This is a genomic window from Salinicola lusitanus (assembly GCF_003206045.1).
In the GTDB taxonomy this organism is placed as follows: domain Bacteria; phylum Pseudomonadota; class Gammaproteobacteria; order Pseudomonadales; family Halomonadaceae; genus Salinicola; species Salinicola lusitanus.
On record NZ_PZJM01000004.1, the window covers coordinates 178,763 to 203,763 of the forward strand.

General features: G+C 62.8%; 20 protein-coding genes and 4 tRNA genes. 13 read left to right on the top strand and 11 right to left on the bottom strand.

What is annotated here, in order from left to right:
* The first annotated feature begins 24 nt into the window (after positions 1–24).
* Complete coding sequence (locus DOM45_RS08065) at positions 25–3,927, top strand: ATP-binding protein (protein WP_110599329.1); 3,903 nt, start codon at positions 25–27, stop codon at positions 3,925–3,927.
* Between the two features lie 67 nt (positions 3,928–3,994).
* On the opposite strand, the gene DOM45_RS08070 is transcribed toward DOM45_RS08065, so the two are convergent.
* Together DOM45_RS08070 and DOM45_RS08075 are read right to left on the bottom strand one after the other, a co-directional pair.
* Positions 3,995–4,717 carry a UDP-2,3-diacylglucosamine diphosphatase gene (locus tag DOM45_RS08070; RefSeq protein WP_110599331.1) on the bottom strand — a complete coding sequence of 241 codons (723 nt, stop codon included), beginning with the start codon at positions 4,715–4,717 and terminating at the stop codon, positions 3,995–3,997.
* Between the two features lie 44 nt (positions 4,718–4,761).
* Positions 4,762–5,256, bottom strand: coding sequence for a peptidylprolyl isomerase (locus tag DOM45_RS08075; RefSeq protein ID WP_110599333.1), 495 nt, complete (start codon positions 5,254–5,256; stop codon positions 4,762–4,764).
* Positions 5,257–5,439: 183 nt separating this feature from the next.
* On the opposite strand from DOM45_RS08075, the gene DOM45_RS08080 reads away from it, so the two are divergent.
* Entirely contained in the window at positions 5,440–7,179 is a 1,740-nt protein-coding gene (locus DOM45_RS08080; protein WP_110599335.1) for a glutamine--tRNA ligase/YqeY domain fusion protein, read from the top strand.
* A gap of 21 nt (positions 7,180–7,200) precedes the next feature.
* Positions 7,201–8,592: a cysteine--tRNA ligase gene (gene cysS / locus DOM45_RS08085; RefSeq protein ID WP_205909435.1), complete on the top strand. Its 1,392-nt coding sequence runs from the start codon at positions 7,201–7,203 to the stop codon at positions 8,590–8,592.
* 70 nt (positions 8,593–8,662) lie between these two features.
* Here the strand turns inward: cysS and mtnN are convergent, their stop codons facing one another.
* Together mtnN and folD are read right to left on the bottom strand one after the other, a co-directional pair.
* Complete coding sequence (mtnN, locus tag DOM45_RS08090; protein WP_110599339.1) at positions 8,663–9,367, bottom strand: 5'-methylthioadenosine/S-adenosylhomocysteine nucleosidase; 705 nt, start codon at positions 9,365–9,367, stop codon at positions 8,663–8,665.
* Between the two features lie 37 nt (positions 9,368–9,404).
* Complete coding sequence (gene folD / locus DOM45_RS08095) at positions 9,405–10,262, bottom strand: bifunctional methylenetetrahydrofolate dehydrogenase/methenyltetrahydrofolate cyclohydrolase FolD (RefSeq protein WP_110599341.1); 858 nt, start codon at positions 10,260–10,262, stop codon at positions 9,405–9,407.
* Between the two features lie 245 nt (positions 10,263–10,507).
* On the opposite strand from folD, the gene DOM45_RS08100 reads away from it, so the two are divergent.
* The 10 genes from DOM45_RS08100 to DOM45_RS08145 all read left to right on the top strand — a co-directional run bounded on the left by DOM45_RS08100 (position 10,508) and on the right by DOM45_RS08145 (position 19,714).
* Positions 10,508–10,584: transfer RNA gene (locus DOM45_RS08100), tRNA-Pro, on the top strand.
* Between the two features lie 47 nt (positions 10,585–10,631).
* Positions 10,632–10,708, top strand: a tRNA-Arg gene (locus tag DOM45_RS08105).
* 45 nt (positions 10,709–10,753) lie between these two features.
* Positions 10,754–10,828 (top strand) — tRNA-His (locus DOM45_RS08110).
* 24 nt (positions 10,829–10,852) lie between these two features.
* Positions 10,853–10,927, top strand: a tRNA-His gene (locus tag DOM45_RS08115).
* A 294-nt stretch (positions 10,928–11,221) separates the two neighbouring features.
* Positions 11,222–12,577 carry a trigger factor gene (gene tig, locus DOM45_RS08120; protein WP_110599343.1) on the top strand — a complete coding sequence of 452 codons (1,356 nt, stop codon included), beginning with the start codon at positions 11,222–11,224 and terminating at the stop codon, positions 12,575–12,577.
* Positions 12,578–12,662: 85 nt separating this feature from the next.
* Positions 12,663–13,283 carry an ATP-dependent Clp endopeptidase proteolytic subunit ClpP gene (clpP, locus tag DOM45_RS08125; RefSeq protein ID WP_110599345.1) on the top strand — a complete coding sequence of 207 codons (621 nt, stop codon included), beginning with the start codon at positions 12,663–12,665 and terminating at the stop codon, positions 13,281–13,283.
* Positions 13,284–13,346: 63 nt separating this feature from the next.
* Positions 13,347–14,630 (top strand): ATP-dependent Clp protease ATP-binding subunit ClpX, encoded by a 1,284-nt coding sequence (clpX, locus tag DOM45_RS08130; protein ID WP_110599347.1) that lies wholly within the window; start codon positions 13,347–13,349, stop codon positions 14,628–14,630.
* 172 nt (positions 14,631–14,802) lie between these two features.
* The gene (gene lon, locus DOM45_RS08135) at positions 14,803–17,205 is read left to right on the top strand and encodes an endopeptidase La (protein ID WP_110599349.1); all 2,403 of its coding nucleotides are present in this window, start codon (positions 14,803–14,805) and stop codon (positions 17,203–17,205) included.
* Positions 17,206–17,381: 176 nt separating this feature from the next.
* A complete protein-coding gene (gene hupB, locus DOM45_RS08140) occupies positions 17,382–17,654 on the top strand; it encodes a nucleoid-associated protein HU-beta (protein WP_110599351.1) in 273 nt (90 codons plus the stop codon).
* Positions 17,655–17,890: 236 nt separating this feature from the next.
* The gene (locus DOM45_RS08145) at positions 17,891–19,714 is read left to right on the top strand and encodes a SurA N-terminal domain-containing protein (RefSeq protein WP_110599353.1); all 1,824 of its coding nucleotides are present in this window, start codon (positions 17,891–17,893) and stop codon (positions 19,712–19,714) included.
* A 162-nt stretch (positions 19,715–19,876) separates the two neighbouring features.
* On the opposite strand, the gene DOM45_RS08150 is transcribed toward DOM45_RS08145, so the two are convergent.
* From DOM45_RS08150 to DOM45_RS08180, 7 genes are all read right to left on the bottom strand, one after another.
* Positions 19,877–20,128: a YkgJ family cysteine cluster protein gene (locus DOM45_RS08150; protein WP_110599355.1), complete on the bottom strand. Its 252-nt coding sequence runs from the start codon at positions 20,126–20,128 to the stop codon at positions 19,877–19,879.
* 6 nt (positions 20,129–20,134) lie between these two features.
* Positions 20,135–20,989: a 6-carboxytetrahydropterin synthase gene (locus tag DOM45_RS08155; RefSeq protein ID WP_110599357.1), complete on the bottom strand. Its 855-nt coding sequence runs from the start codon at positions 20,987–20,989 to the stop codon at positions 20,135–20,137.
* Positions 20,989–21,642 (bottom strand): 7-carboxy-7-deazaguanine synthase, encoded by a 654-nt coding sequence (gene queE, locus DOM45_RS08160; protein WP_110599359.1) that lies wholly within the window; start codon positions 21,640–21,642, stop codon positions 20,989–20,991. Before queE ends, DOM45_RS08155 begins: the two co-directional genes overlap by 1 nt.
* 220 nt (positions 21,643–21,862) lie before the next feature.
* Complete coding sequence (queC, locus tag DOM45_RS08165; RefSeq protein WP_110599361.1) at positions 21,863–22,561, bottom strand: 7-cyano-7-deazaguanine synthase QueC; 699 nt, start codon at positions 22,559–22,561, stop codon at positions 21,863–21,865.
* Positions 22,562–22,617: 56 nt separating this feature from the next.
* Positions 22,618–23,673: an asparaginase gene (locus tag DOM45_RS08170; RefSeq protein WP_110599363.1), complete on the bottom strand. Its 1,056-nt coding sequence runs from the start codon at positions 23,671–23,673 to the stop codon at positions 22,618–22,620.
* A gap of 7 nt (positions 23,674–23,680) precedes the next feature.
* Entirely contained in the window at positions 23,681–24,304 is a 624-nt protein-coding gene (locus tag DOM45_RS08175; protein WP_110599365.1) for a CBS domain-containing protein, read from the bottom strand.
* A 68-nt stretch (positions 24,305–24,372) separates the two neighbouring features.
* Positions 24,373–24,873, bottom strand: coding sequence for a hypothetical protein (locus DOM45_RS08180; protein ID WP_110599367.1), 501 nt, complete (start codon positions 24,871–24,873; stop codon positions 24,373–24,375).
* Positions 24,874–25,001 lie beyond the last annotated feature (128 nt).

Here is a 25,001-nt window from a genome sequence, read left to right on the forward strand (position 1 = left end):
TCTTCTATCGGATAATGGACAACGATGAATTCAGGTCGAGCAACAACAACAATCGCGCTCTTCGGACATTTCGGGTATCGGCAGGGTGATCAGGCGCTGACGCACTTCAGCTACGACAAGGTGAAGGCGCTGCTGATCTACCTGCTGATGCAGGAGGCGCCGGCGAGCCGTGCCGCGCTGGCCGAAATGCTATGGCCGGACCAGGGCGTCAAGTCGGGGAGGACGAACCTTCGCCATGCCCTTCACTGCCTCCGGCACAGCCTCGGCGATCTCGCCGAGTCGTCCCTGACCGTCACTCGGCAGACCATCTCCTTCGATCTGCCGCCCAGTGTTCACTGGGATCTTCGCGAGGTGGACGGCCTGCTGCGAGAACCGCCTTCCATCGATGTCCTCGAGCGGCTGCTCGACTACTATCGCGGCGACCTGCTGTCCGAACTGCATCTGGGTCAGTGCGTCGCTTTCCAGCAGTGGCTGGTACGCACCCGGGGCGAGTGGCGACAGCGCTTGACCGAATACGCGGAACGAGTGCTGGAGGCGTGCTCGGCGCTGCCCGAGGGGCTGCTGCGAACCCTGATCCACCGAATCCCGGACTTTGGTCCTTTCCACGAGCGATTGGTGCGACAGCTTGCCGAGCACGGGCAGTTCGCCGCCGCCCGGGAACAGTTCAACGCCTTTCTGCAACACCTGGCGCTATCCGGCCAGCAGCCCGAGCCCGGCTTTCTGCAACTGGCGAGATTCTGGTCGGAGGGGCCGGAACCGGGACAGATACATCTCGATTGGTCGAACGGCGTCGGCGCCGACGCGCCCCAGGGGCGGCGGGAGGTGCCGGGGTACTCGGCGGAAGATATCGACTATCGCCAGGTCACGGTCATGGCGATTGCGCTCCGACCGGCGGACGCCGGAAACGACCTCGGTCGGGCGCTGGCTTGCCTGAAAGCTCAGGACCAGCTGTTCCGGTGGCTGGAGACCCAGTGTCGCCATCTTGGCGGTTTCTGGCAGGCCGCAGTAGGGAGTGGCGTGGGGCTCGCCTGCTTCGGCACCCACGGCCCAACCCATCAGCTGGCCGAACTGGTGGCGCTGTTCGAGCATTGTCGCCAAGGGCTCACCCACGAGCTCGATAATCTGTGGCAGGGCGAGGAGGCGCCGCCCCGGTTCACGCTGACGGCCGGCCTGGATAGCGGTCGCGTGATCTGGCTTCCGGAGCGGCACTCGATCGATCCGTTCGGCGACGTGACGCAGGTGGCGCTGGCCATGATGGTGGCGGCCAAGAGCAGCGAGCTGGTCATCTCGCTCAACGCCAGCCAGCACCTGCCGCCGGCTTTCGACCTGCAATCCCGCCTGACTCCCCGTCTGATCAGCAGCGATGGTCGGGTTCAGCGGCGGGGGCTGGTGCTGGGCGTGGAGTCTTCCTGTCGCGAGACCCTGCCGCCGAGCCTTACCGGACGCGAGACCGAACTCCGCCAGTTGCGCGATGCGCTGGCTCGGGTCTCCCTCGGGCTGCGGCAGAGCCTGCTGGTACTGGGCGACACGGGTATCGGCAAGTCCGCCTTGATGATCCACTTCCGGGAATATCTGCAACAAGAGGACGCGGCGGTTTTCTGGCGGCCCACGACTCGCTTGTCGAGTCAGACCTCCTACGGGCTGGTCCAGGCGCTGCTGGGGTGGTATCTCGAAGCGGAGCCGGATGACGCCGCGATCAGGGGACTGGTCGACCGGATTCCCGCGATGGAGCGAGTCGGCGTCGAGCGCCGGCAGCTGCTGGTCGACGTGCTCGGGCGGGCGTCGCTGGCCAGGGAGGACGCCGACGAGGCGGTGGAGCTGGTCACCCAACTGACCCAGGCACTGATTCTCGAGACCACTCGCTCTCGCCGTCCGCTGGTGATCATCGTCGACGATCTGCAGTGGCTGGACGAGCCGTCACTGAAAGTCCTGCAGAACCTCCAGGCCCGGCTGCCGATTCACACGGCCTTGTTACTGGTTGCCTCCCATCAGAACCGGGAGGTTCCCTCGGTCAGGTTGAACTGGGATCAGCAGGTGGTGCTGGGGCGCCTCGATGCGGAGCAGTCCGCTGACATGCTGGACTACCTGGCCCGCCGCCATCGCCTCAAGCTGAACCTGCGACTGCGCGAACAGTTGATCGAGCGGTGCGAGGGGGTTCCTCTCTACTTGCAGGAGATCTGCCGCCGGCTCGAGATCGACCGGCGCGAGGGCAGGCGCCTGGACGCCGACAGCCTGCCGAGCGGGTTGCTGGGGTTGCTCGCCAGCCGTATCGACCAACTGCAGGGGTATCGCCATGTCGCGCACATGGCGGCAACGCTTGGCCGACAGTTCGAAGCCGGCATGCTGCGCGCCGGTCTGGCGATCGGTGACGATCTCTTCAAGGCGGCACTGGAGCAGATGCGAAGGCTCGAGATCATCGAGCCCTGCGACATGCCGCCCTACGATTTCCAGTTCAGCCACCCGCTGCTGCAGGAAGCGGCCTATCTCTCGTGCCCGCAGGATGTGCGGATCGTGCTGCATCAGCAGGTCGTGAAACTGATCGAATCCAGTTACCCCGCGTGGATCAGCCGTCATCCCGGGGATTTCGCCGAGCATCTGCGCCGGAGCGGCGATCCGGCCCGGGCCGCACGCTACTTCGAAATGGCGGCAAGGAGTGCGCTCAAGGTCAGCGCCAACCGCACGGCGTTGAAAATGGCCGAGTCCGGTCTTGCCAGCCTGACAGTGGCTTCCGGCGGTGGTGCCGAGCGTGAAATCAGTCTGCTGACGGTGAAAGGGCAGGCTTGCTACGCGCTGGAAGGGCATGGCTCTCCGGCGGCGCAGGAGAGTTTTCTCCGGGCGCAGAGTCTGTGGCAAGGTTCGATACCGGATGACGATGAAGCCGACGATCAGGCGTTTCTGGTGACCTGGGGGCTCTGGGTGGGCGCCAGCCAGCGCCACGCCACGCAAGAGGCGGAGTCGCTGGCCCTGCAGTTGCGCGATCTGGCGCGACGCATCGACGATCCGCGCTACCAGCGTCTGGCGCTCTATGCCCGCGCCCATGGCGAATACTGGAGTGGCCGGATTTCGCTGGCCTACGAGCACCTCGATCAGGTCGATCCGCTGAGTTGGCCCATGGTGCTGGAGTGGTTGCCTTACTCCGATCATCCGCAGGTAGCCGCGGCCTGCTATCAGAGCTGGACCCTCTGCCTGCGGGGTGACTATCGACGCGCGGAGCAGCAGATGGAAGCCGCCATTCGCCTGGCGGAGTCCGTTCGTCATCCGGGGTCGTTGGCCATGGCGCTGATATTCGCCGCGTCCCTCTACCGGCAACTGGGACATATCCATCTGGCGACCGAACGTGGCCGTCGCGCCCACGAGATGACGCGTACCGCGGATCTCCAGCGCTGGCACTGGGAGGCGGAGTGCGTGCTCGGCTGGAGTCAGTCGCTGGCCGGAGAGGCGCGGGGCCTGCAGAGAATCGAGTCCAGCGTGGCCCGGTTGAGCGAGTTGACGGGCAGGGAGCCCTGGCAGCGGCCGTTCCTGTGGTACGGCGACGCCTGCCTGGCGCTCAACGATGTGGGGCGCGCCGCGGCGTATCTCGAGCCCTGTCTCGACCATGCGCTGACACGGCGCTCCCTGATGATGCCCCAAATCGGCTTGCAGATGGCCCGGGTCAAGCATCGCCGGGGCGACGACATGGCGAGCGTGGCGTCCCTCATCGAAGCGTCGAGAAGCTGGGCCGTCGAAGCCGGCAGCCCCCACATGGAGTTGAAAAGCCTCGAGATGTGGCTCTCCCTGGTCGATCCCGGCGACCGGGAAAAGCAGCGGGCGCTGCGTTATCGGCTGGGGGAGGTGGCGCTGTCCGATGCGCCGGTTCTGACCCGCTGGCGAACGCTGCTGGATAACGTCAGCGCCGCTTCGTCCCATCCGGCCGACTTCCAGCTCTAGGCTTGGTGCGGGGAGGTCGGTGAGTCACCGGTAAGGGGTAAGCCCCTCGGTGACTCGCCGGGCACGATCAGATCGGGAACGATTTCAATGTCAATCCGTCGTCGTCCACTCTCAGCTGCCAGCCCGTGCCAGGGCGCCAGTCGCCGATCACATAACGTTTCCCCGGCTCCCCACCGACGTTCAGTTCGTGCACGGCCGGTCGGTGAGTGTGACCATGGATCATGACGCTCACGTCATGGGCCTGCATCGTCTCGATGACGGCTTCGGGGGTGACATCCATGATGTCCTCGGCCTTGTTGGTGTTGGCTTCGCCGGACTGTTCCCGAAGTTTCCTGGCCAGCGCCTTGCGCTCATCCACCGGCATCGCCAGGATCTGTGCCTGCCAGGCGGGGTCGCGAGCCTGGCGTCGGAAAGCCATGTAAGCCTCGTCGCGAGTACACAGGCTATCGCCGTGCATCAGCAGGACCCGCTGTCCGCCCAGTTCCACCACCGTGGGGTCGTCGAGCAGGGCGCAGCCGCTATCGGCGGCAAACGCCTCGCCGATCAGAAAGTCCCGGTTGCCGTGCATGAAAGCCAGCCGGGTACCGGCTTCGGCGCATGCCTTCAACTCGGCGATGATCCGCTGCTCGAACTCGCCCCGGTAGTCGTCGCCGATCCAGGCCTCGAACAGGTCGCCCAGAATGGTCAGCGACGAGGCCTGTCGGACCGGCCCGCGCAGGTAGTCGATGAAACCCTTGGCGATGTCCGGCTGCGAGGGTTGAAGATGGAGATCGGCGATCAGCAGTTGCATGCGGGGAGTGGTTCCTGTCGGTGGTCGGCCCGTGAGGGGGAAGGTCAATCCGTGACTTCGGCACGTTCGATGATGACATCCTCGACGGGGACATCGCTGTGCATGCCACGCCGTCCGGTTGCTACCTGGCGGATCTGGTCGACTACCTCCATGCCGTCGACCACGCGCCCGAATACGCAGTAGCCCCAGCCCTGCACGCTCTTGTCGCGGTGGTTGAGGAAGTCGTTGTCGGAGACGTTGACGAAGAACTGGGCGCTGGCGGAGTGGGGGTCCTGGGTGCGCGCCATGGCGACGGTGCCTTTCTGGTTGGTGAGACCATTGTCGGCTTCGTTCTCGATCGTGGTGCGCGTCGGCTTCTGCTCGAAATCGGTGTCGAAGCCGCCGCCCTGGACCATGAACCCATCGATCACGCGGTGAAAAAGGGTGCCGTCGTAATGGCCGTCGCGAACGTACTGCTCGAAATTGGCAGCGGTTTTCGGGGCTTTCTCGAAGTCGAGTTCGAGCTTGATGGCGCCGTGATTGGTGTGCAAAACGATCATCGGAAATCCTGGCTGATTCTGGCTGTCGTGAGACGGCAGGCGGCTTGGCGCCGGCCGCGGGCGTCGCGCTATAATAGCGGCTTTGGGTCGCCGGGAGAAACCGCTGTCCGCGCGTGTTAACCTGCGGTCATCAGGGCCGCATCGTCGGCCGATCATCCGAATCATAGAGGTTGCCTGCATTCCATGAGCGTCGAAAGCAACACGAGCGCCGAAAGTCCCAACGATCGTTCCGAAGCCCAGTCCGGTGCCGAGACCCAGCAAGGGGCGCCGAATTTCCTGCGTAACCAGATTCGCGACGAGCTCGAGTCGGGGCAGGCGACGACGATCGTGACCCGCTTTCCGCCGGAGCCGAATGGGTTCCTGCACATCGGCCATGCCAAGTCGATCTGGGTCAACTTTGGCCTGGCGGAGCAGTTCGGTGGGCGCTGCCATCTTCGCTTCGACGATACCAACCCGGCCAAGGAAGAGCAGGCCTACATCGACGCGATCCAGGAAGACATCCGCTGGCTCGGCTACGAATGGAGCGGCTCGGTGCGCTTCGCCTCCGACTATTTCGACCAGCTCTATGCCTGGGCACAGCATCTGGTCCGTGAGGGCAAGGCCTACGTCGACGACCTCTCCCCGGAGGAGATTCGCGAATACCGGGGAACGCTGACCGAGCCGGGCCGACCGAGCCCCTATCGGGAGCGCGGTGTCGAGGAAAATCTGGATCTGCTGGAGCGCATGCGGCTGGGCGAGTTCGCCGAGGGCAGCAAGGTGCTGCGGGCCAGGATCGACATGGCCGCGCCGAATATCAATCTGCGCGACCCGATCCTCTACCGCATCCGTCATGCAACACACCACCAGACCGGCGATGCCTGGAAGATCTACCCTTCCTACGATTTCGCCCATGGCCAGTCCGATGCCATCGAAGGCATCACTCACTCGCTGTGCACGCTGGAGTTCGAGGATCACCGCCCGCTCTACGAGTGGTTCCTGGCGCAGTTGCCGGTGCCGTCGCAGCCGCGCCAGACCGAGTTCGCGCGGATGAACGTCAATTACACGGTCACCTCCAAGCGCAAGCTCAAGCTGCTGGTCGACCGGGACGTGGTCGATGGCTGGGACGACCCGCGCATGCCGACGATCTCCGGACTTCGCCGTCGCGGTTACACGCCGGCGTCGCTGCGCAAGTTCTGCGACATGACCGGGGTCAGCCGAGCCGCCAACGTGGTCGATATCGCGATGCTCCATTTCGCCATCCGCTCGGATCTCGAGGACAACGCGCCGCGGGCGATGTGCGTGCTCGATCCGCTCAAGGTGGTGCTGACCAACCTTCCCGCGGACCACGGCGAGGTGTTCGAGGTGCCGGGGCACCCGGCGCGGGAGGACATGGGCACCCGCCAGCTGCCGCTGACCCGCGAGATCTGGATCGATCGCGAAGACTTCATGGAGGAGCCGCCGAAGAAGTTCTTCCGTCTGGCACCAGGGAAGGAGGTTCGCCTGCGCAATGGCTACGTCATTCGTTGCGACGAGGTGATCAAGAACGACGAGGGCGAGATCGTCGCGCTCCACTGCAGTGTCGACTTCGACACGCTGGGCAAGAATCCGGAAGGGCGCAAGGTCAAGGGCGTCATCCACTGGGTCAGCGCCGAGCATGGCGTACCGGTGGAGGTCAGGCTCTACGACAACCTGTTCCTCGACGAGGCGCCGGATCGGGACAAGGATGCCGATTTCCTCGATCACCTGAACCCGGAGTCGCTGGTCACGGTGCAGGGCATCGCCGAGCCCTCGCTGGCGAATGCCGAACCGGAAGCGCGCTACCAGTTCGAGCGGGTCGGTTACTTCTGCGCCGATCGTCACGCCTGTCGCGATGGCAAGCTGGTATTCAATCGCACCGTGGGGCTCAAGGACAGCTGGGCCAAGATTCAGAAGAAGCAGGGCTGAAGGAACGAGAACATGAGCGGGCTGGAGATCTACAACACGCTGACGCGCCGCAAGGCGAAACTCGATCCCATCGAGCCCGGCAAGGTGCGGATGTACGTCTGCGGGATGACGGTCTACGACTACTGCCACCTGGGTCATGCCCGGGTCATGGTGGCGTTCGACGTGATCACGCGCTGGCTGCGCCAGACCGGCCTGGACGTGACCTACGTTCGCAACATCACCGACATCGACGACAAGATTCTCCGGCGCGCGGAGGAGAACGGCGAGTCGATTTCGGCGCTGACCGAGCGCATGATCGCGGCCATGCACGAGGACGAGGCGCGGCTGGGAGTTCTGCGGCCGGATGCGGAGCCTCGCGCCACCGGACATATCCCGGAGATCGTGGCGATGATCGAGCGCCTGATCGAAGGCGGCTATGCCTACGCGGCCGCCAACGGCGACGTCTACTACCGTGTTCGCCGCTTTGCCGACTATGGCAAGCTCAACAACCGCAATCTCGACGACATGCGCGCGGGTGCCCGGGTCGACGTCGACGAACACAAGGAGGATCCGCTCGACTTCGTGCTCTGGAAGGCGGCCAAGCCGGGCGAGGCCAGCTGGTCTTCGCCCTGGGGCGAAGGTCGGCCAGGCTGGCATATCGAGTGCTCGGCGATGTCGACCTGCTGCCTGGGCGAGACCTTCGATATCCATGGCGGCGGGCCGGATCTGACCTTCCCGCATCACGAGAACGAGATCGCCCAGAGCGAGGCGGCCACCGGCAAGCCCTACGTCAATGTGTGGATGCATGCCGGCGCGGTACGGGTCAACCAGGAGAAGATGTCCAAGTCGCTGGGCAACTTCTTCACGATCCGCGAGGTGCTGGAAGTTCACGATCCGGAAGTGGTGCGCTACCTGCTGGTGGCGAGCCACTATCGCAGTCCGATCAACTATGCGCCGGAGTCCCTGAGCGATGCCCGCAAGTCGCTCGAGCGTTTCTACCATGCCCTGGACGGCGTCGAGCCGGCTCACGGCGACGTCAAGGGCATCTATGCCGAGCGCTTCTCGGCGGCGATGAGCGACGATTTCAATACGCCTGAAGCCCTGTCGGTACTGTTCGACCTGGCGCGGGAGATCAATCGGCTAAGAGATGCCGAGCCGGCTCACGCCAGCGCGCTCGGCCAGGAGCTCAAGCGGCTGGCGAATCTGCTGGGCTTGCTCGAGCGGTCGCCCGCCGAGTTCTTCAAGGCTGGTGCTGCCGAGCTGCCGCTGAGCGAGGCCGAGATCGAGTCCCGAATCGAGGCGCGGGCGACGGCCAAGAGCCAGCGGGATTTCGCCGAAGCCGATCGAATTCGCGACGAACTGGCCGCGCTGGGTATCGTGCTGAAGGACTCCCGCGAGGGAACGCGCTGGAGTTTCGAAGCGCCGCCGGCCTGAGCCGACGCTGTCCTGAAACGACGAACCCCGCCAATTGGCGGGGTTCGTCGTCATGGCGATCGGCTCGGTCTCAGACGCCGGCCAGGCGGGCGATGATCGCCTCGACCATTTCGGCGGAGTGAGTCGCGGCTTGTTCCAGGAAGGCGTCGAACGAGAGGCTGGACTCCTTGCCGGCGATATCCGATAGCGCCCTGATGACCACGAACGGACAGCCGAACAGGTGGCACGTCTGGGCAATGGCGGCGGCTTCCATCTCCACGGCCAGCATCTGGGGGAAGTGCTCGCGCACGGCATCGACGCGCGCCGGGTCGGCCATGAAGCTGTCGCCGGTGCAGATCAACCCCTCGTGGACGCGCAGGGCCCCGAGTGTCTCGATGCAGGCGCGGGCAGTGTCGATCAATCCCGGGTCGGCGCTGAAGCCGGCGGGCATCCCGGGGACCTGGCCCATCTCGTAGCCGAATGCCGTGACGTCGACGTCATGGTGGCGCACCTCGCTGGAGATGACCACGTCGCCGACTTCCATCGCCGCACCGAAGCCGCCCGCGGAGCCGGTATTGATGATGGCGTCCGGGCGGTAGTGGGTCATCAGTTGGGTTGCGCCTACCGTGGCGTTGACCTTGCCGATCCCGGACTGGAGCAGCACGATCCGAAGGCCGTGACGCTCGCCGCAATGGAAGATGCCGCCAGGGTGATGTTCGGTGCGGGGGTTGTCCAGGCGGGAGGCGAGCAGGGCGACTTCCTGCTCCATGGCGCCGATGATACCGAGAGTCTGCATGGGATGATCCATTGTCCTGATGGGAGCGGTCGATGATTCACTGTGCATCATGGAGTTCGGCGGCCTGCAGGGTGTTCTGCAGCAGCGTGGCGACGGTCATTGGGCCGACGCCGCCGGGTACCGGCGTGATCCAGCTGGCGCGTTCGGCGGCGGTATCGAAATCGACGTCGCCGATCAGCGTGCCATCCTGCTGGCGGTTGATGCCCACGTCGATGACGATCGCCCCCGGTTTGATCCAGTTGCCATCGATCAGGCCGGGCTTGCCGGTGGCGACCACCAGCAGGTCGGCTTGTCTGACCTTCTCCTCGAGTCCTTGGGTGAAGCGATGGCAGATCGTGGTGGTGCAGCCGGCGAGCAGTAGTTCGAGCGCCATGGGCCGACCGACGATGTTGGAGGCGCCGACGATGGTGGCGTCCAGTCCTCGCAGCGGGATTCGGTTATGCTCCAGCAGGGTGATGATGCCCTTGGGGGTGCAGGGGCGCAGCAACGGAAGTCGCTGTGCCAGGCGCCCGAGGTTGTAAGGGTGGAACCCGTCGACATCCTTGTCCGGACGAATGCGCTCGAGCAGGGGGTTGGCGTCGAGATGGGCTGGCAGTGGCAGTTGCAGCAGAATGCCATCGACGGTCGGGTCGGCGTTCAGCCGGTCGATCAGCGCTTCCAGCTCCTTTTGGGTCGTGGTGGTCTCGAGCCGATGGCTGAAGGAGAGGATGCCGGCGTTCTCGCAGGCCCGGTGCTTGTGGCTGACGTAGACCTCCGATGCCGGGTCGTGACCGATCAGAATGACGGCCAGCCCCGGGCGGCGCAGCCCTTGTTGGGTACGATGTTCCACGTCGGCTTTTACCTGACTGCGAATTGCGCCGGCAATGGCTTTGCCATCGATCAACTGAGCGGTCATCGACTTTCCTTTCTGAGTCCTGAAGGCCGGCGGGTCGCCGGAGGAGGTGGGCAATTTTCGCACGCCCAGCGATGCAGTCAACGCACGGTGACGGGGAAGTGGGATTCGGGTCCGACGGTGACTTCCTCGCTGCCTGACGAATCGGGCCTGAGTGCACGTAAAGGCTTGACCCCGCTGAAAGGATCCGTAGAATACGCAGCGCATCGAAGGGCTCGTAGAGTCATCGGCCACGAAAAACGCGGCATCGGGGTATAGCGCAGTCTGGTAGCGCGCCTGCTTTGGGAGCAGGATGTCGGGGGTTCAAATCCCTCTACCCCGACCAAAGCTGTCGTCTTCGCGTGTCGATGGAAATGCAGCCGGTATTGGAATGCGCCTATAGCTCAACCGGATAGAGCAACGGCCTTCTAAGCCGTAGGTTGCAGGTTCGAGTCCTGCTGGGCGCGCCACTCAACACGGCGTGACGCGTTCCCGGTCGATGCAGAGTCGGTATGGTGGGTGTAGCTCAGTGGTAGAGCCCCGGATTGTGGCTCCGGTGGTCGTGGGTTCGATCCCCATCATCCACCCCATTACCGACCAAGCTTCTAGAAATGGTGGGTGTAGCTCAGTGGTAGAGCCCCGGATTGTGGCTCCGGTGGTCGTGGGTTCGATCCCCATCATCCACCCCATTTCTTCCCTTCGTTAGTCTATTTCCTCTCATGGCTTTTCTCTCCGGCTGTCGGCTTCACTATGCGGCCAGGCGTCGTCGATCGATGGCTCGAGTGCATCGAGAATCCTCCTAAAGTCGATTTTTGCCGCATCAGGCTTGTATTTTGCCCCGATCGGTACCATTTACCGCGCTAGTCAGCTTGCCAGTAGGCATGGGGGTTCTTAAAATCGCCCCCTTGCTTTGAAATGACAGTTTTGAAGTCACAGTCTTTGAGTTGCATTCACAGAACGCCCCCGTCGGTAGAGGATCATCTATGCAAGTTTCCGTTGAGACGACATCCCAGATCGAACGTCGCATCACTGTTCAGGTTCCCGCAGCCGAGGTCGATGAAGCGGTTGCGACTCGCCTGCAAGACACCGCCAAGCGCGTTCGTCTGAATGGCTTTCGTCAAGGGAAGATCCCGATGGCGGTCGTGCGCCAGCGTTACGGCAAGGATGTCCGCAATGAAGTCGTCAGTGAGCTGATGCGTCAGCACTACGTGCGGGCAATCACCGAGCAGAGCCTGAACCCGGCCGGCTACCCCTCGATCGAGCCGAAGGTCGATCAGACGGGCAAGGATCTGGAGTTCGTCGCCACGCTCGAAGTCTATCCGGAAATCGAGCTCAGCGGCATCGATGGCACCCCCATCGAGCGCCCGCAGGCGGAGATCGCCGATGCCGATATCGACACGATGATCGAGACCCTGCGCGGACAGCGGGCCGAGTTCCAGCCGGTCGAACGCGCAGCGGAAGAGGGTGACAAGGTCAAGATCGACTTCCAGGGCTTCCTCGGCGATGAGCCGTTCGAGGGCGGTTCCGCCGAAGGGCACGAGCTCGAGCTGGGGTCCAATCGCTTCATTCCGGGCTTCGAGGAGCAGTTGGTCGGCGCCAAGGCCGGTGACGAGAAGAGCATTAACGTGACCTTCCCGGAGGACTACCAGGCCGAGCACCTGGCGGGTCAGGAGGCGACCTTCAAGGTCAAGGTTCATGAAGTCTCTGCCAGGGCGCTGCCGGAAGTCGATGCCGACTTCATCAAGGAGTTCGGCGTGGAAGACGGCGATGCCGACAAGTTCCGGGCCGAGGTCAAGGGCAACATGGAGCGCGAAGTCCGCCAGGCGGCCCGTAACCGGGTCAAGCAGCAGGCTCTCGATGCGCTGCAGAAAGCCAACGACGTCACGGTCCCGCAGTCGCTGATCCAGCAGGAGACCGACGGGCTCAAGCGTCAAGCCGCCCAGCAGTTCGGCCTCGGTGAAGACTTCGACGTCAGCCAGTTGCCGAACGAGCTGTTCGCCGAGCAGGCTCGCACCCGCGTCAAGATCGGCCTGCTGCTGGCGGAAGTCATCAAGCAGCACGAGCTCGATGCCAGCGATGACGAAATCCGCGCCCGTGCCGAGGAGCTGGCAACCCAGTACCAGCAGCCGGAGCAGGTCGTCGACCAGTACATGCAGAACGACGAGCTCAAGGGCCAGGTCAAGTCGGCCGTGCTGGAAGACAAGGCCGTTGACAAGCTTCTCGAGCAGGCTCAGGTTAACGACGTCAGCATGAGCTACGAGCAAGTGCTGCAGGCCGCCCAGCAGTCCGAGGAAGCGGCCGAAGAGGACGAAGCCGAGGAAAGCGATTCCAAAGCATGACGGGTGCTTGGTAAGCGAGACGACCCGGTTCCGGCCGGGTCGCTAGTCGATGGGCCTGACAATCACCAGATGTAAGGAAATCGCGATGCGTAACGAGTTCGACATCAGTAATGCCGGTGGCCTGGTCCCGATGGTGGTGGAGCAGAGTGCGCGCGGCGAGCGGTCATACGATATCTATTCTCGTCTGCTCAAAGAGCGTGTCATCTTCCTGGTTGGCCAGGTCGAGGACTACATGGCCAACCTGGTCGTGGCGCAACTGCTGTTCCTGGAGTCCGAGAATCCGGACAAGGACATCCACCTTTATATCAACTCGCCGGGCGGCTCGGTGACCGCAGGCATGTCCATCTACGACACCATGCAGTTCATCAAGCCCGACGTCTCCACGGTCTGTATCGGCCAGGCGGCGAGCATGGGTGCGCTGCTGCTTGCCGGCGGTGCGAAATCCAAGCGCTTCTGTCTGCCGCATTCGCGGATGATGATTCACCAGCCGCTTGGGGGATATCAGGGCCAGGCTGCGGATATCGAGATCCACACCCGGGAAATCCTGACCATTCGCCAGAAGCTGAACCGCATTCTGGCCGAGCACACCGGGCAGGATATCGACAAGATTGCTCAGGACACCGATCGGGACAACTTCATGGATGGCGAACAGGCCGTTGAATATGGCCTGATCGATGCCATGCTGGATAAGCGTCCGGTATCCTGATAGCGTTTGAGTCAAGGTTTCACACGGCGGCGCGCTGCGTCGCCGTCCTGACGAGGTACACGAATGGCCGACGGTAAAGGCAAAGACGACAACGGCAAGCTGCTCTACTGCTCGTTCTGCGGCAAGAACCAGAACGAGGTTCGCAAGCTAATCGCCGGGCCGTCCGTCTATATCTGTGACGAGTGTGTCGATCTCTGCAACGACATCATTCGCGAAGAGGTTCTGGAAGCCGACGCCGAGAGCGATGAAGACCGTCTTCCCGTACCTCGAGAGATCCGCAACACGCTCGACGACTATGTGATTGGCCAGGATCGCGCCAAGATGGTGCTGTCGGTGGCTGTCTACAACCATTACAAGCGCCTGCGCAGTACTGGTGGCAAGAGCGACAGCATCGAGCTGGGCAAGTCCAATATCCTGCTGATCGGCCCGACCGGTAGCGGCAAGACGCTGCTGGCGGAGACGTTGGCGCGCCTGCTCAACGTGCCGTTCACCATTGCGGACGCCACCACGCTGACGGAAGCCGGCTATGTCGGTGAGGATGTCGAGAACATCATCCAGAAGCTGTTGCAGAAGTGCGACTACGACGTCGAGAAGGCTCAGCGCGGTATCGTCTACATCGACGAGATCGACAAGATCTCCCGCAAGTCGGATAACCCGTCGATCACTCGCGACGTCTCCGGCGAAGGCGTCCAGCAGGCCTTGCTCAAGCTGATCGAGGGCACGACGGCCTCCGTGCCGCCGCAAGGGGGGCGCAAGCATCCCCAGCAGGAGTTTCTGCAGGTCGACACTGGCAATATCCTGTTCATCGTCGGCGGTGCCTTCGCCGGCCTGGACAAGGTGATCCGCGACCGCGCCGAGAAGGGCGGGATCGGCTTCAACGCCTCCGTCAAGAGCAAGGAAAGCAACAAGGGGGTTGGCGATATTCTCGCCGACGTCGAACCGGAAGATCTCGTCAAGTTCGGCTTGATCCCGGAGTTCGTCGGGCGCCTGCCGGTCATCGCGACGTTGACGGAGCTGACCGAGGACGCGCTGGTCCAGATCCTGATCGAGCCCAAGAACTCGTTGGTCAAGCAGTACGCCCACCTGTTCGAAATGGAAGGTGTCGAGCTGGACTTTCGAGAGGATGCGTTGCGAGCGGTGGCCCACAAGGCCATGGAGCGCAAGACGGGCGCGCGCGGTCTGCGCTCGATCCTCGAGTCGGTGCTGCTGGAGACCATGTACGACGTGCCGTCACTCGATGGCGTGACCAAGGTCGTGATCGACGGTTCCGTCATTTCCGGCGACAGCGAGCCGTTGCTGATCTACTCGAAGCAGGAAGAGAGCCGCGTCGCCAACAAGGACGGGTGATCGAACCCGCGCTGTTACCTGCCTAGACGAGGGGGCCTGACAGGCCCCCTCGCTTTTATGGCTATCGCCCGCGTCGATCACTCTTGCATCCGAGCGGTGGTGCCCCCACGTATCTTCCCTATTGCCGCTCTGGTGGCTCACCCATCCGAAAGTTTGTCGAGGAAATGCTGTAATGGCGCAGAGCTCTGACCAGACACTCAAGCTTCCGCTCTTGCCGCTGCGTGACGTGGTGGTCTATCCGCAGATGGTCATCCCATTGTTCGTGGGGCGTGAAAAGTCCATCCGCGCGCTGGAGACGGCGATGGAGCACGACAAGCGCGTTTTGCTCGTCGCGCAGCGCGAGGCCGCCCACGACGATCCCGGCGTCGAGGATCTGTTCGGGATCGGCACGGTCGCCGACATCATGCAGTTGCTGAAGCTGCCCGATGGTACCGTCAAGGTTCTCATCGAAGGCAGTTTTCGAGCCGATATCCAGGAGATCCTGGAGGATGAGGATGGCTTCATCAGCGCACAGGCGGTTGCGCGGGACAGTGAACCGCTGAGCGAACGCGAGCAGGAGTCGCTGGTTCGCGTACTGCTCAATCAGTTCGAGCAGTACGTCAAGCTGTCCAAGAAAGTGCCGAGCGAAGTCCTGTCCTCGCTGCAGGAGATCGAGGATCCCAGCCGACTGGTCGACACCATCTGCGCGCATCTGTCGTTGAAGATCGACGACAAGCAGGAACTGCTCGAAATGGATCGCGTGCGTGATCGGGTCGAACACCTGATGGCGCTGATCGAGTCGGAGATCGATCTGCTCCAGGTCGAGAAGCGCATCCGCTCGCGGGTCAAGGACCAGATGGAGAAATCCCAGCGCGAGTACTATCTCAACGAGCAGATGAAGGCCATCCAGAAAGAGATGGGCGAGCTCGAGAACGTTCCCAACGAAGCGGAGAAGTACGAACAGCGCATCCAGGAAGCCGGCATGCCGCAGGAGGCCGTCGACAAGGCTACGCAGGAACTCGGCAAGCTCAAGATGATGTCGCCGACGTCGGCGGAGGCGACCGTCGTGCGCTCCTATCTGGACTGGGTGCTGTCCGTGCCCTGGAAGAAACGCACACGCGTCAAGCACGACCTGGCTCACGCGGTCAAAGTCCTGGACGAAGATCACCACGGGCTGGAAGAGGTCAAAGAGCGAATTCTGGAATATCTCGCCGTGCAGAAGCGGGTCAAGAAGCTCAAGGGGCCGGTGCTCTGTCTGGTCGGGCCGCCTGGCGTAGGCAAGACCTCGCTGGGACAGTCCATCGCGCGCGCCACCAACCGGCGTTACGTCCGGCTGGCCCTTGGCGGCGTGCGTGACGAATCCGAGATTCGCGGCCACCGCCGGACCTACATCGGCTCGCTACCGGGCAAGCTGATACAGCGGATGAGCAAGGCTGGGGTGCGAAACCCGCTGTTTCTGCTCGACGAGGTCGACAAGATCGGCATGGATCACCGAGGAGATCCCTCCTCGGCACTGCTCGAAGTCCTCGATCCCGAGCAGAACGACAAGTTCAGCGATCACTATCTCGAACTCGACTACGACCTGTCGGACGTAATGTTCATCTGTACCGCCAATTCGATGAACATCCCCGGGCCGCTGCTCGACCGCATGGAAGTGATTCGGCTGCCGGGCTATACCGAGGACGAGAAGCTGGCCATCGCCAAGCGTTACCTGGTGCCGAAGCAGCTCAAGGCCAACGGCCTCAAGGAGGAAGAGCTGACGTTCAGTGATGAGTCTATCCTCGAGCTGGTGCGCTATTACTCCCGCGAGGCCGGGGTGCGCGAACTCGAGCGTCAGATAGCCAAGGTCAGCCGCAAGGTTCTGCGTGAGCGCCTCGAGGCCGGCAAGGGGCAGGGGGCTCAGGCGGGGCTGGTGCTGTCGGCGGACGATGTCGAGCGTTACGCTGGCGTGCGTCGATACAGCTATGGTCTGGCCGATCAGGAGCATCAGATCGGGCGGGTCACCGGCCTGGCGTGGACTTCGGTCGGTGGCGAGCTGCTGTACATCGAGTCCGTGGTCACGCCGGGCAAGGGTCGCGTCAACAAGACCGGTTCGCTGGGCGACGTCATGAAGGAGTCGGTCAGCGCGGCGCACACCGTGGTCCGAGCCAGGGCCAGCCAGTTCGGTATCGATCCGGAGCGTTTCGAGAAAGAGGACCTGCACATCCACGTCCCCGAGGGAGCGACGCCCAAGGATGGCCCCAGTGCCGGTATCGGCATGGTGACCGCCATGGTCTCCGCCTACACCGGGCGCCCGGTACGATGTGACGTTGCCATGACAGGCGAGGTCAACCTGCGTGGCGAGGTCATGCCGATCGGCGGATTAAAGGAGAAATTGCTGGCTGCCCGGCGCGGTGGTATAAAGATCGTACTCATACCGGAGGATAATCGTCGGGACCTGAAAGAGGTGCCCGAGAATATCAAGAATGCATTGGACATTCGCTCGGTGAAGTGGATTGATGACGTGTTGTCAACGGCATTGACGAACCATGTCGACGATGATGAAAAACTTGTCGAAGATGTAACTTCTTCGCAAACCAATGTCAGCACACATTGATCTTGTCGATAAGCAAATTTCGTGCGCCAAGCCCGATATGACGCGGTTTTCTAAGGATCTCGATTGACAGGGTAATCTTGGCATTGCTATAAAATGCCCACTTGTTGTGATCGTGACCGCGTCTCTGATTGCGCATCGATGTCCTGTTAATTTCGTATACAGTCAAGGGGTGAAGTGTGAATAAATCCGAGCTGATTGAAGCCATTGCTGCGTCTGCCGATATTCCCAAGGCCGCTGCTACTCGTGCACTCGACGCGATGATCGAGTCCGTATCAGACAGCCTGAAGAAAGGCGACTCCGTAGCACTGGTTGGGTTCGGGACTTTTGCGGTCAAGGAACGTGCTGCGCGTACTGGCCGTAACCCGCAGACTGGCAAGCCGATCAACATCAGCGCTGCCAAGGTGCCGAGCTTCAAGGCTGGCAAGGCACTGAAAGACGCGGTGAACTGAGTTTCGCTCTGTCGCGGGCTGGCGTCTCGCTAAACGCCAGAAGGCCAAGGCGGTTCGGCCGATGAAAGCCCGTCGCACATAAGCGCATCGCCTCAGCGGTGCGCTTTTTTATTGCCTGTTGCAATGAATAGGCTGCCGCAGGCGCCGTCGCCAATGATCCGTTCCCGGGTGCGCCTCGGTGGCATGGCGGTGTACGATACGGGCGCAACTTTGGGTCAACGACATGCGAGGACAGCATGCTGCAACGAATTCGTGAGGGTTCTCAGGGGTGGGTGGCGAAAGTCATCGTGGGAGCCATCATCGTCACTTTCGCGCTTTTCGGCGCGGAGTCTCTGGTCAGTTACTTTTCTGCCGGGAGCAACGATGCGGCGACTGTGAACGGTGAGTCCATCAGCCGTCAGGCCGTCGAAACGCAGGTTCAGCGAGGCATCCGTTCGGGCCAGGTTCCAGCCAGCCAGGAGCGCCAGTTCCGAAGCCAGGTGCTCGATCAGCTGATTCGGCAACGCACCCTGGATCAGTACGCCAGCGAGGGCGGGCTGCACATCTCCGACAGTCAACTGGATCAGCTGATCGTGTCGCTACCTGAGTTCCAGGATCAGAACGGTCGCTTCTCTGACGAGCTGTTTACCAACCGTCTGGCCCAGGCCGGCTACACGCCTTCGTCCTTCCGTCGCGAGCTCCGAGCCGATACTCTGCGGCGCCAGGTCCAGCAGGGACTTGCGGCTTCCACTTTCCTGCTGCCGTCCGAGAAGACGCGTCTGGCGTCGCTGCAGCATCAGCAGCGGACATTCCGCTATGCGCAGTTGTCAGCGGCGGACCTCGCGCAACCCGTGGCCCCCAGCGACGCCGATCTTCAGCAGTATTACGACCAGCATCAGCAGGACTATCGCCGCCCCGAGCAGGTCAAAGTCAACTATATCGTTCTGAATCAGGAGGATGTGGCCAAGGACATCGAGGTCAGCGACGACCAGTTGCGTCAGGCCTACGAGCAGGCGCGAGCCGAAGCTCCGCGCGAGGTATCTCACATCCTGGTGACGTTCGGTGACGATCGCACGGAAGCGCAGGCGCGGGAGCGGCTGGCCGAGGTCCAGTCCAAGCTGGCGCAGGGCGCAAATTTTGCCGATCTCGCGCGGGAGTATTCCGATGACTCTTCCTCGGCCAATAACGGCGGGGATCTCGGGGCGATTCAGAAAGGGTTCTTCGGCGAGAGTTTCGATGACGCCGCGTTCTCACTGGATCCGGGGCAGGTGTCGCAGATCGTCCAGACGCAGTACGGCCTGCACCTTATCAAGGTGACAGGGATCGATATCCCTTCATTCGAGGATGATCGCGAAGCCCTCGTTCAGCAGGTCAAGCTCGAACAGTCCCAGTCGCTCTTCAATGAGCGGGCGCAGAAGATGACCGATGATGTCTATCAGGCGGAAGATCTCTCCAGCGTCGCCGACGAGCTTGGACTGAAGGTGATGACCAGCGACTGGTTCTCTCGGGACGCGGGTGGCGAAGGGGTGCTCTCCAATCCGGATGTCGCCGCAGCGGCGTTCTCCCCGGATGTGCTGGAGGACGGCTACAACAGCGATGTGATCGAGACCGACAACCAGCAGCGGGTTGCGCTTCGTGTCGTCGATCACCGTGAAGCCAGCACGTTGCCGCTCGACGACGTTCGGGCCCAGGTGGAAAGCGCGGTCAAGGCGCAGCAGACTCGGCAGCGGTTGCAGGAGCTCGCGACCGCAACCCTGGCGTCGCTGCGCAGCGGCCAGGCGGCAGCGGATATCGATTGGCAGCAGGCCGATAGTGTCACCCGGGATGCCGACGGCTTGCCGGAAGCCGTGCTTCAGGAGGCCTTCCGTCTTCCCCATCCCGAGGATGGCAAGACGGTCTGGGGACACGCCGATAGCCAGGATGGCGTTGCCATCGTCGGGGTCGAGTCAGTGCAGCCGGGCGATGCGGACTCCGGTGACGCAGACTTTGCGACACGCTTGGCGCAACGTCTGCAGGCTCAAATCGTCATTCAGGGGCTGACCCAGACGCTGCAGGACGAGGCGGACATCGAGCGTAACTGATCCTCTCGCCGGCCAGGCGTGCCGCTTCGCCTGATTCTCGCCGAACCCTCTCTGGCCTGACGGTGCTTCACCGTCAGCCGGGAGGGTTTTATCGTCAGAGAGGGTGGTTGATGAGGAGCCGGTCGCTCCGAGCGGCTGCGGTGGTCACCAAGGGCGTGCGACTTAGCGAGTGGCATGCTCCCACTCCGTGAGAATGCGTAGCGCCTGTTCGCGGTTATCGCTGCACAGCTCGCGATCGTACTCGAAGCGCCGGCAGACGGCGGGGCGGCTTGCGTCCCCGAATAGCCGACATAGATTGTCGTCGTCGAGTTGCACGCAGCGAATGCCGGCGGGCTTACCCTCCGGCATGCCGGGAATGGGGGTGGTGATCGATGGTGCGATGCAGCAAGCACCGCAGCCGGCTCTGCAACTCATGCCTTGCTAGCCCGTCATACTGGTGCCGCGGCTCTCGGCGAGCGCACCCTTGTCGATTCCCTCGAATGCCTGCACCCGGATGTGAGCGCCGGTGGACGATGCAATCTGTTCGGCTAACCAGGCCGCGATGTTTTCGACGGTGGTGGGTGCGGGCAGTGTGTGGCAGCGCTCTTTCGGCAGGTGCAACTGAAACTTCCCCTGGTCCGATCGATAGCGGACTCGCATGATGTCATCACCGCGGCGGGGCTCGATGATATCGGCATCGTCGACGAGATAGCCGTTATCCAGGCGCTGTGCCCAATGCATCTCTAGTTCTGAGTCGCGTCGGCCATCCCGCCAGATTCGCAGATGCGAACGATGGCCGTGAGCGATGCGCTGGCAGTTGCCCTTATGGTGCTTGAGGCCGTGGCTGTAACGATAGATCGCGCCGTCGGCCAGCTCTTCGCGAAGACGAATTCGGATCGCTTCGACTCTAGGTGGCGGTCGTTTGCTGAGTTCGGTGCTGAGATGCGCGCCCAGGCGCTCCGAGGTGATCTCTCCCCACGGGAATAGGGTGAAGCCTTGGCGAGGCGCCCGGAGCTCCAGAGGGAAGGGGAGTTCGGCCGCCAGGTGGAGACCCTCGCTACACTCCTCGATCTTGACGCCGGCTGCCTGGGTCGGCACGAGTAACGTGTGATCCAGGCCCGCATCGAGGCGCGACTTGATCCACGGTTTGACCTCGCCGAAGTCGAACAGCATGCCGTCCTCCCCCAGCTCGCCGTCGAGTTCCACATCGACGTGCCAGCTGGCGCCGCTCAGTCCGCGTTGGGGGGACCAGATCGATGCGTCGATATTGGTCAGGTTGTTCACGAACAGGGTCATCAATCGATTCCTGCGATCTTGTGGGTCTGCAGCGATAGACGCCATTGCGGGTGCTGAAGGCAATACTCGACGGTTGCCGCCATCGGGTCGCCATCGCTGATGATGGCACCTGGCGTGAGATCCATCGGCTGCAGGAAAAAATGGGTGAAATCGAGTCCGGCGAAAGTCGCCGGATCGACGCCCACCTGGGGATAGACGAGCTTGAGCTCGTGGCCCCGGGTCAGGCTCAGCGTCGTATCGCTTTTCGGGCTGACGCAGATCCAGTCGATACCCGCGGGCGCCGACAGGGTGCCGTTGGTCTCGACGGCGACCTCGAATCCCTGCGCATGCATGGCATCGATCAGCGCCTCGTCCAGCTGCAGCAGAGGTTCGCCACCGGTGAAGACCACGTAGCGGGAGACGTTGGCCTGATCGGGTGCCTCCCAGAGTGCCGTCAGATGGGCAGCCAGAGCGGCGGCGTCGAGAAACTGGCCGCCATTCTGACCATCGGTTCCAACGAAGTCGGTATCGCAGAAGGTGCACCGACTTCTCGCGCGGTCACGCTCTCGGCCGGACCAGAGATTGCAGCCGGTGAAGCGACAGAAAACGCTGGCGCGACCGGCTTGGGCGCCTTCTCCCTGCAAGGTATAGAAGGCTTCTTTGACGCTGTACATGCAAACTTCCGTGCTAGGTTCATGCGGGCTGGCCGTCGGGCCGGTTTCGCCTGGGCTTGGCGGGTCGGTACGTGCTGCGACGACGGTAGACTGCTTGGATTTTGTACCGCAAGCCAGCGGGCGAGGGCAGAATAGAGCAAAACGGCGAAAACGCGGAGTTCACGCGGTGTGAATGGACCCTTTGTGCCGGCTTCGAGCGCCAGCGGTTCCCATGCCACTCCTATTGCCGGTCGGGCAGCACGTAGGGGATCGGATCCTCCATCCCGACACGGGCAAAGGCGTCGAGTCGCTCGCGGCAACTGCCGCACTCGCCACAGGCGATCTCTCCGCCCAGGTAACAGGTCCAGGTCCGAGCGTAGTCGAGTCCCATCTCGATCCCGTCGCTGAGAATGCTTGCCTTGTCGCTATGTAGATACGGCGCTTCGATTCTGACCGATTCGAAGTTGGCGATGGCGGCGACGTCGTTCATGCGGTCGACGAACGCCGGTCGGCAGTCAGGGTACAGGACATGATCACCACCATGTGCGCCATAGAAACAGACGGCGGCTTCGATATTGACCGCATATCCGATCGCCAGTGATAGCAGGATCATGTTGCGGTTGGGTACCACGGTATCGGCCAGGTTGTCCTCGGCGTAGTCCGCCTTGGGCAGCGCGCGACTGCTATCCGTCAGCGCCGAATTACCGATCAACTGATGGATGGCGCGGATGTCGACGACCCGATGAGACACTCCCAGGTCCTCGCATACGTGGCGGGCCACGTCGAGTTCACGGGCATGGCGCTGGCCGTAGTCGAACGACAGGGCATGGACCGTGTACCCGTCGCGGATGGCGCGGTGCAGGACGGTGTAGGAGTCCATCCCACCGGAGTATATGACCACGGCCGGCTCGGATGGGGAGTGAGAAGTCGAGGGTGTCATGCTGTCAACCTGTGGCAGGGCAATCGGTCTGGTATGGGAGTTGGCGCTATCCGAGGCTATGTCGCGAAGGCGCCTCGTTCGCCGACGAGGGGAGTCAGGAAACGCTGCTTGCGTTCCTCCGGTGACAACGCCTGGGCCAGCAGATGGGCGAGTTTACTGTGAGCGGCTTCCGGCGTCATGTCATCGCCGGACAAGATGCCGATCTCCGTCAGTGTCCGACCCGTGGCATAGACGTCGAGGTTCACCCCTCCGACCGGGCATTGGCTGATGGCGACCATGGTCTTGCCCGCCGAGGCGGCGCGTGCCAGGACGCCGAGCAGCTCGGCGTCTTCCGGTAGATTGCCACTCCCCCAGCACTCGATGACAACACCCTTGATCTGGTCGTCGTCCAGCCACCGAGCCACGTCCCTGGCGCGGATGCCCGGCCAGAGGGGCAGGCGCACGACGTCGGGAAGTGGCGCGGCGGCTAGCTCGAATTGCGGTGCTCCCCGGCTTTGCCAGCAGCGTGAAGGGTAGAGGACAGGGGCGTGATCCACCATCTCGCCGAGCAGCGGCCAGTTCGGCGTCTCGAATCCGAGGCTGGACTCAGTGTACCATTTCCGTGCACGGCATCCCCTCATCAGACGACCGCCGAAGCTGACACAGACTTCTCTCAACGTGCTCTCCGCGGCAAACCGCAGCGCCGCCTCGAGGTTGTCGAGGGCGTCGCTATCGGCGGTTTCCAGCGGTTTTTGCGCCCCCGTCACGATGACCGGCTTGGACAGGCCCTGGAGTCGAAAAGCCAGGCTGGTCGCGCACCAGGCGAGGGTGTCGGTTCCATGCAGCACCACGAACCCCGCGAACTCCCGGTAGCGCTCGGCGATCATGCTTGCCAGAGCCACCCAGTCGGCGGGCGTGGCGCTGCTGGAGTCGATCGGGCTGGCCGCTTCCCATAGCACATGGCGCGGCAGCCTTCGCTGCCTGTCGGGCGGCAACGTCGACAGCGCCGCCGCCATACGGGATTCGAAGTCGCCCGCGGCCACCAGGCCCCGGGCGCTTTCCCGCATGCCGATGGTTCCACCGGTGTAGATGACCAGGATCGGAAGGGCATGGTTGTCGGTCACGGAATTCATGAGGCGGCTAGAGGTCGTGGCCGAGGATGACGTGGCAGATCGCGGAAAAGGTGCGAGCTTCCGGCGGATGGTTGAAATCGACTCCCAGCGCCCGGCTGATATTGGATGCGGAGATGATGCCGCGAATTCTCGACGCGCCGCTGCCATCCGGTTCGGTGATCAGTACGTGCTGGTCACCCGATGTCTTCAGCGTCTCCACCAGATCGCCCACGCTGGCGTGGGAAATCCGGGAGTAGGAGAGCGAATGCAGTTCGCTGCGCGGCGTCTGGATCATCTCGGCAGTCACTTCATCTCGCCCGATCTGGTGCTTCTGCATCGCCAGCGTGATACGGCGGCCTCCGATCAACTCCCGGGCATTGATCACGCCGGTGAAGTTGCCGCTGGCGTTGATCAGCATCAGCAGTCGGACGCCGGCCTGCTTCATCGTTTCCAGCGCCTGGGAGATGGAGCTCCCGGTCGGCAGGGTATAGGGATGACTGACGCTGAAATCCGTGACCAGCATGGCGGCGGAGCTTTCCAGCGTCACCGACTGGGTCTGGGTCACAGGCTGGACGATACCGCTGACGCCATCCAGGTTTTCCAGCGGCAGTGCGGAAAAATGGACTTTTGAAGGGTGGAGAGGATTGGCCATGGAGAGTTCTCCCTAGGTCGATTGAGGCTCATTGTCGATCAAGCTCGGGTCGAGCCTGACGGAAACCGTTACAGGTACTGGTGCAGATCGCCGCGCACGCTATCGAGGAACGTGATGAAGCGCGTATCTCTCTCGTCGTCGTGACGGTCGGTGCGGCAACCCAGTTTCATGCTTTTCTGGACCAGGAGCTCATCGTAGATATCCAGCGTGATCTTTATCGGACTCTCCGCGGAGGGCGTGATATCCCCCTCTTCCAGCGTGAACGTCTCGAACAGCGTGGCCCGGATGCGGGTGGTCCCGCCTTCCGCCAATACACGACGCACGAACAGCCAGCCTTCGCAGGCGAGATTCTCGCCGCTGTCACGCCGGCGCTGGAACAGGGCTCGATAGCTGGCGCCTTCCTTGGCGGCGCGGTCCGCCATGCTGCGATAGGCTTCGGTGACCCGTGACGCCATGGCGCCGGTGTCCGCCAGCTTGCGCAGGGCGGCCTGGTGCTCGCGCCCCAGCTGTTCCTGGCGCTGAAAGCGCTGCCACAATCGATAATCGGCATGCAGGGAGTTCGCGTCCATGTCTTCTCCAGAGAGTGGCAAATTGTCGGTGGCCTATGATCGCCTATCCAGTGGTCGTCTGGCCACCCAGGTGTGCTGCCTTCCCGAACGGGAAGAAAAAGACGATCAGGCGACGCTAAAGTTCCCCC

What these genes read in the sequence shown, in the direction of transcription:
- lon (WP_110599349.1), top strand. Translation starts at nt 14,803, where the DNA reads ATGGCGCAGAGCTCTGACCAGACACTCAAGCTTCCGCTCTTGCCGCTG.
- folD (WP_110599341.1), bottom strand. Translation starts at nt 10,262, where the DNA reads ATGACCGCTCAGTTGATCGATGGCAAAGCCATTGCCGGCGCAATTCGC.
- DOM45_RS08170 (WP_110599363.1), bottom strand. Translation starts at nt 23,673, where the DNA reads ATGAATTCCGTGACCGACAACCATGCCCTTCCGATCCTGGTCATCTAC.
- DOM45_RS08075 (WP_110599333.1), bottom strand. Translation starts at nt 5,256, where the DNA reads ATGATCGTTTTGCACACCAATCACGGCGCCATCAAGCTCGAACTCGAC.
- DOM45_RS08150 (WP_110599355.1), bottom strand. Translation starts at nt 20,128, where the DNA reads ATGAGTTGCAGAGCCGGCTGCGGTGCTTGCTGCATCGCACCATCGATC.
- queE (WP_110599359.1), bottom strand. Translation starts at nt 21,642, where the DNA reads ATGTACAGCGTCAAAGAAGCCTTCTATACCTTGCAGGGAGAAGGCGCC.
- DOM45_RS08155 (WP_110599357.1), bottom strand. Translation starts at nt 20,989, where the DNA reads ATGACCCTGTTCGTGAACAACCTGACCAATATCGACGCATCGATCTGG.
- DOM45_RS08065 (WP_110599329.1), top strand. Translation starts at nt 25, where the DNA reads ATGAATTCAGGTCGAGCAACAACAACAATCGCGCTCTTCGGACATTTC.
- DOM45_RS08145 (WP_110599353.1), top strand. Translation starts at nt 17,891, where the DNA reads ATGCTGCAACGAATTCGTGAGGGTTCTCAGGGGTGGGTGGCGAAAGTC.
- clpP (WP_110599345.1), top strand. Translation starts at nt 12,663, where the DNA reads ATGCGTAACGAGTTCGACATCAGTAATGCCGGTGGCCTGGTCCCGATG.
- DOM45_RS08070 (WP_110599331.1), bottom strand. Translation starts at nt 4,717, where the DNA reads ATGCAACTGCTGATCGCCGATCTCCATCTTCAACCCTCGCAGCCGGAC.
- DOM45_RS08080 (WP_110599335.1), top strand. Translation starts at nt 5,440, where the DNA reads ATGAGCGTCGAAAGCAACACGAGCGCCGAAAGTCCCAACGATCGTTCC.
- tig (WP_110599343.1), top strand. Translation starts at nt 11,222, where the DNA reads ATGCAAGTTTCCGTTGAGACGACATCCCAGATCGAACGTCGCATCACT.
- clpX (WP_110599347.1), top strand. Translation starts at nt 13,347, where the DNA reads ATGGCCGACGGTAAAGGCAAAGACGACAACGGCAAGCTGCTCTACTGC.
- DOM45_RS08180 (WP_110599367.1), bottom strand. Translation starts at nt 24,873, where the DNA reads ATGGACGCGAACTCCCTGCATGCCGATTATCGATTGTGGCAGCGCTTT.
- DOM45_RS08175 (WP_110599365.1), bottom strand. Translation starts at nt 24,304, where the DNA reads ATGGCCAATCCTCTCCACCCTTCAAAAGTCCATTTTTCCGCACTGCCG.
- mtnN (WP_110599339.1), bottom strand. Translation starts at nt 9,367, where the DNA reads ATGCAGACTCTCGGTATCATCGGCGCCATGGAGCAGGAAGTCGCCCTG.
- queC (WP_110599361.1), bottom strand. Translation starts at nt 22,561, where the DNA reads ATGACACCCTCGACTTCTCACTCCCCATCCGAGCCGGCCGTGGTCATA.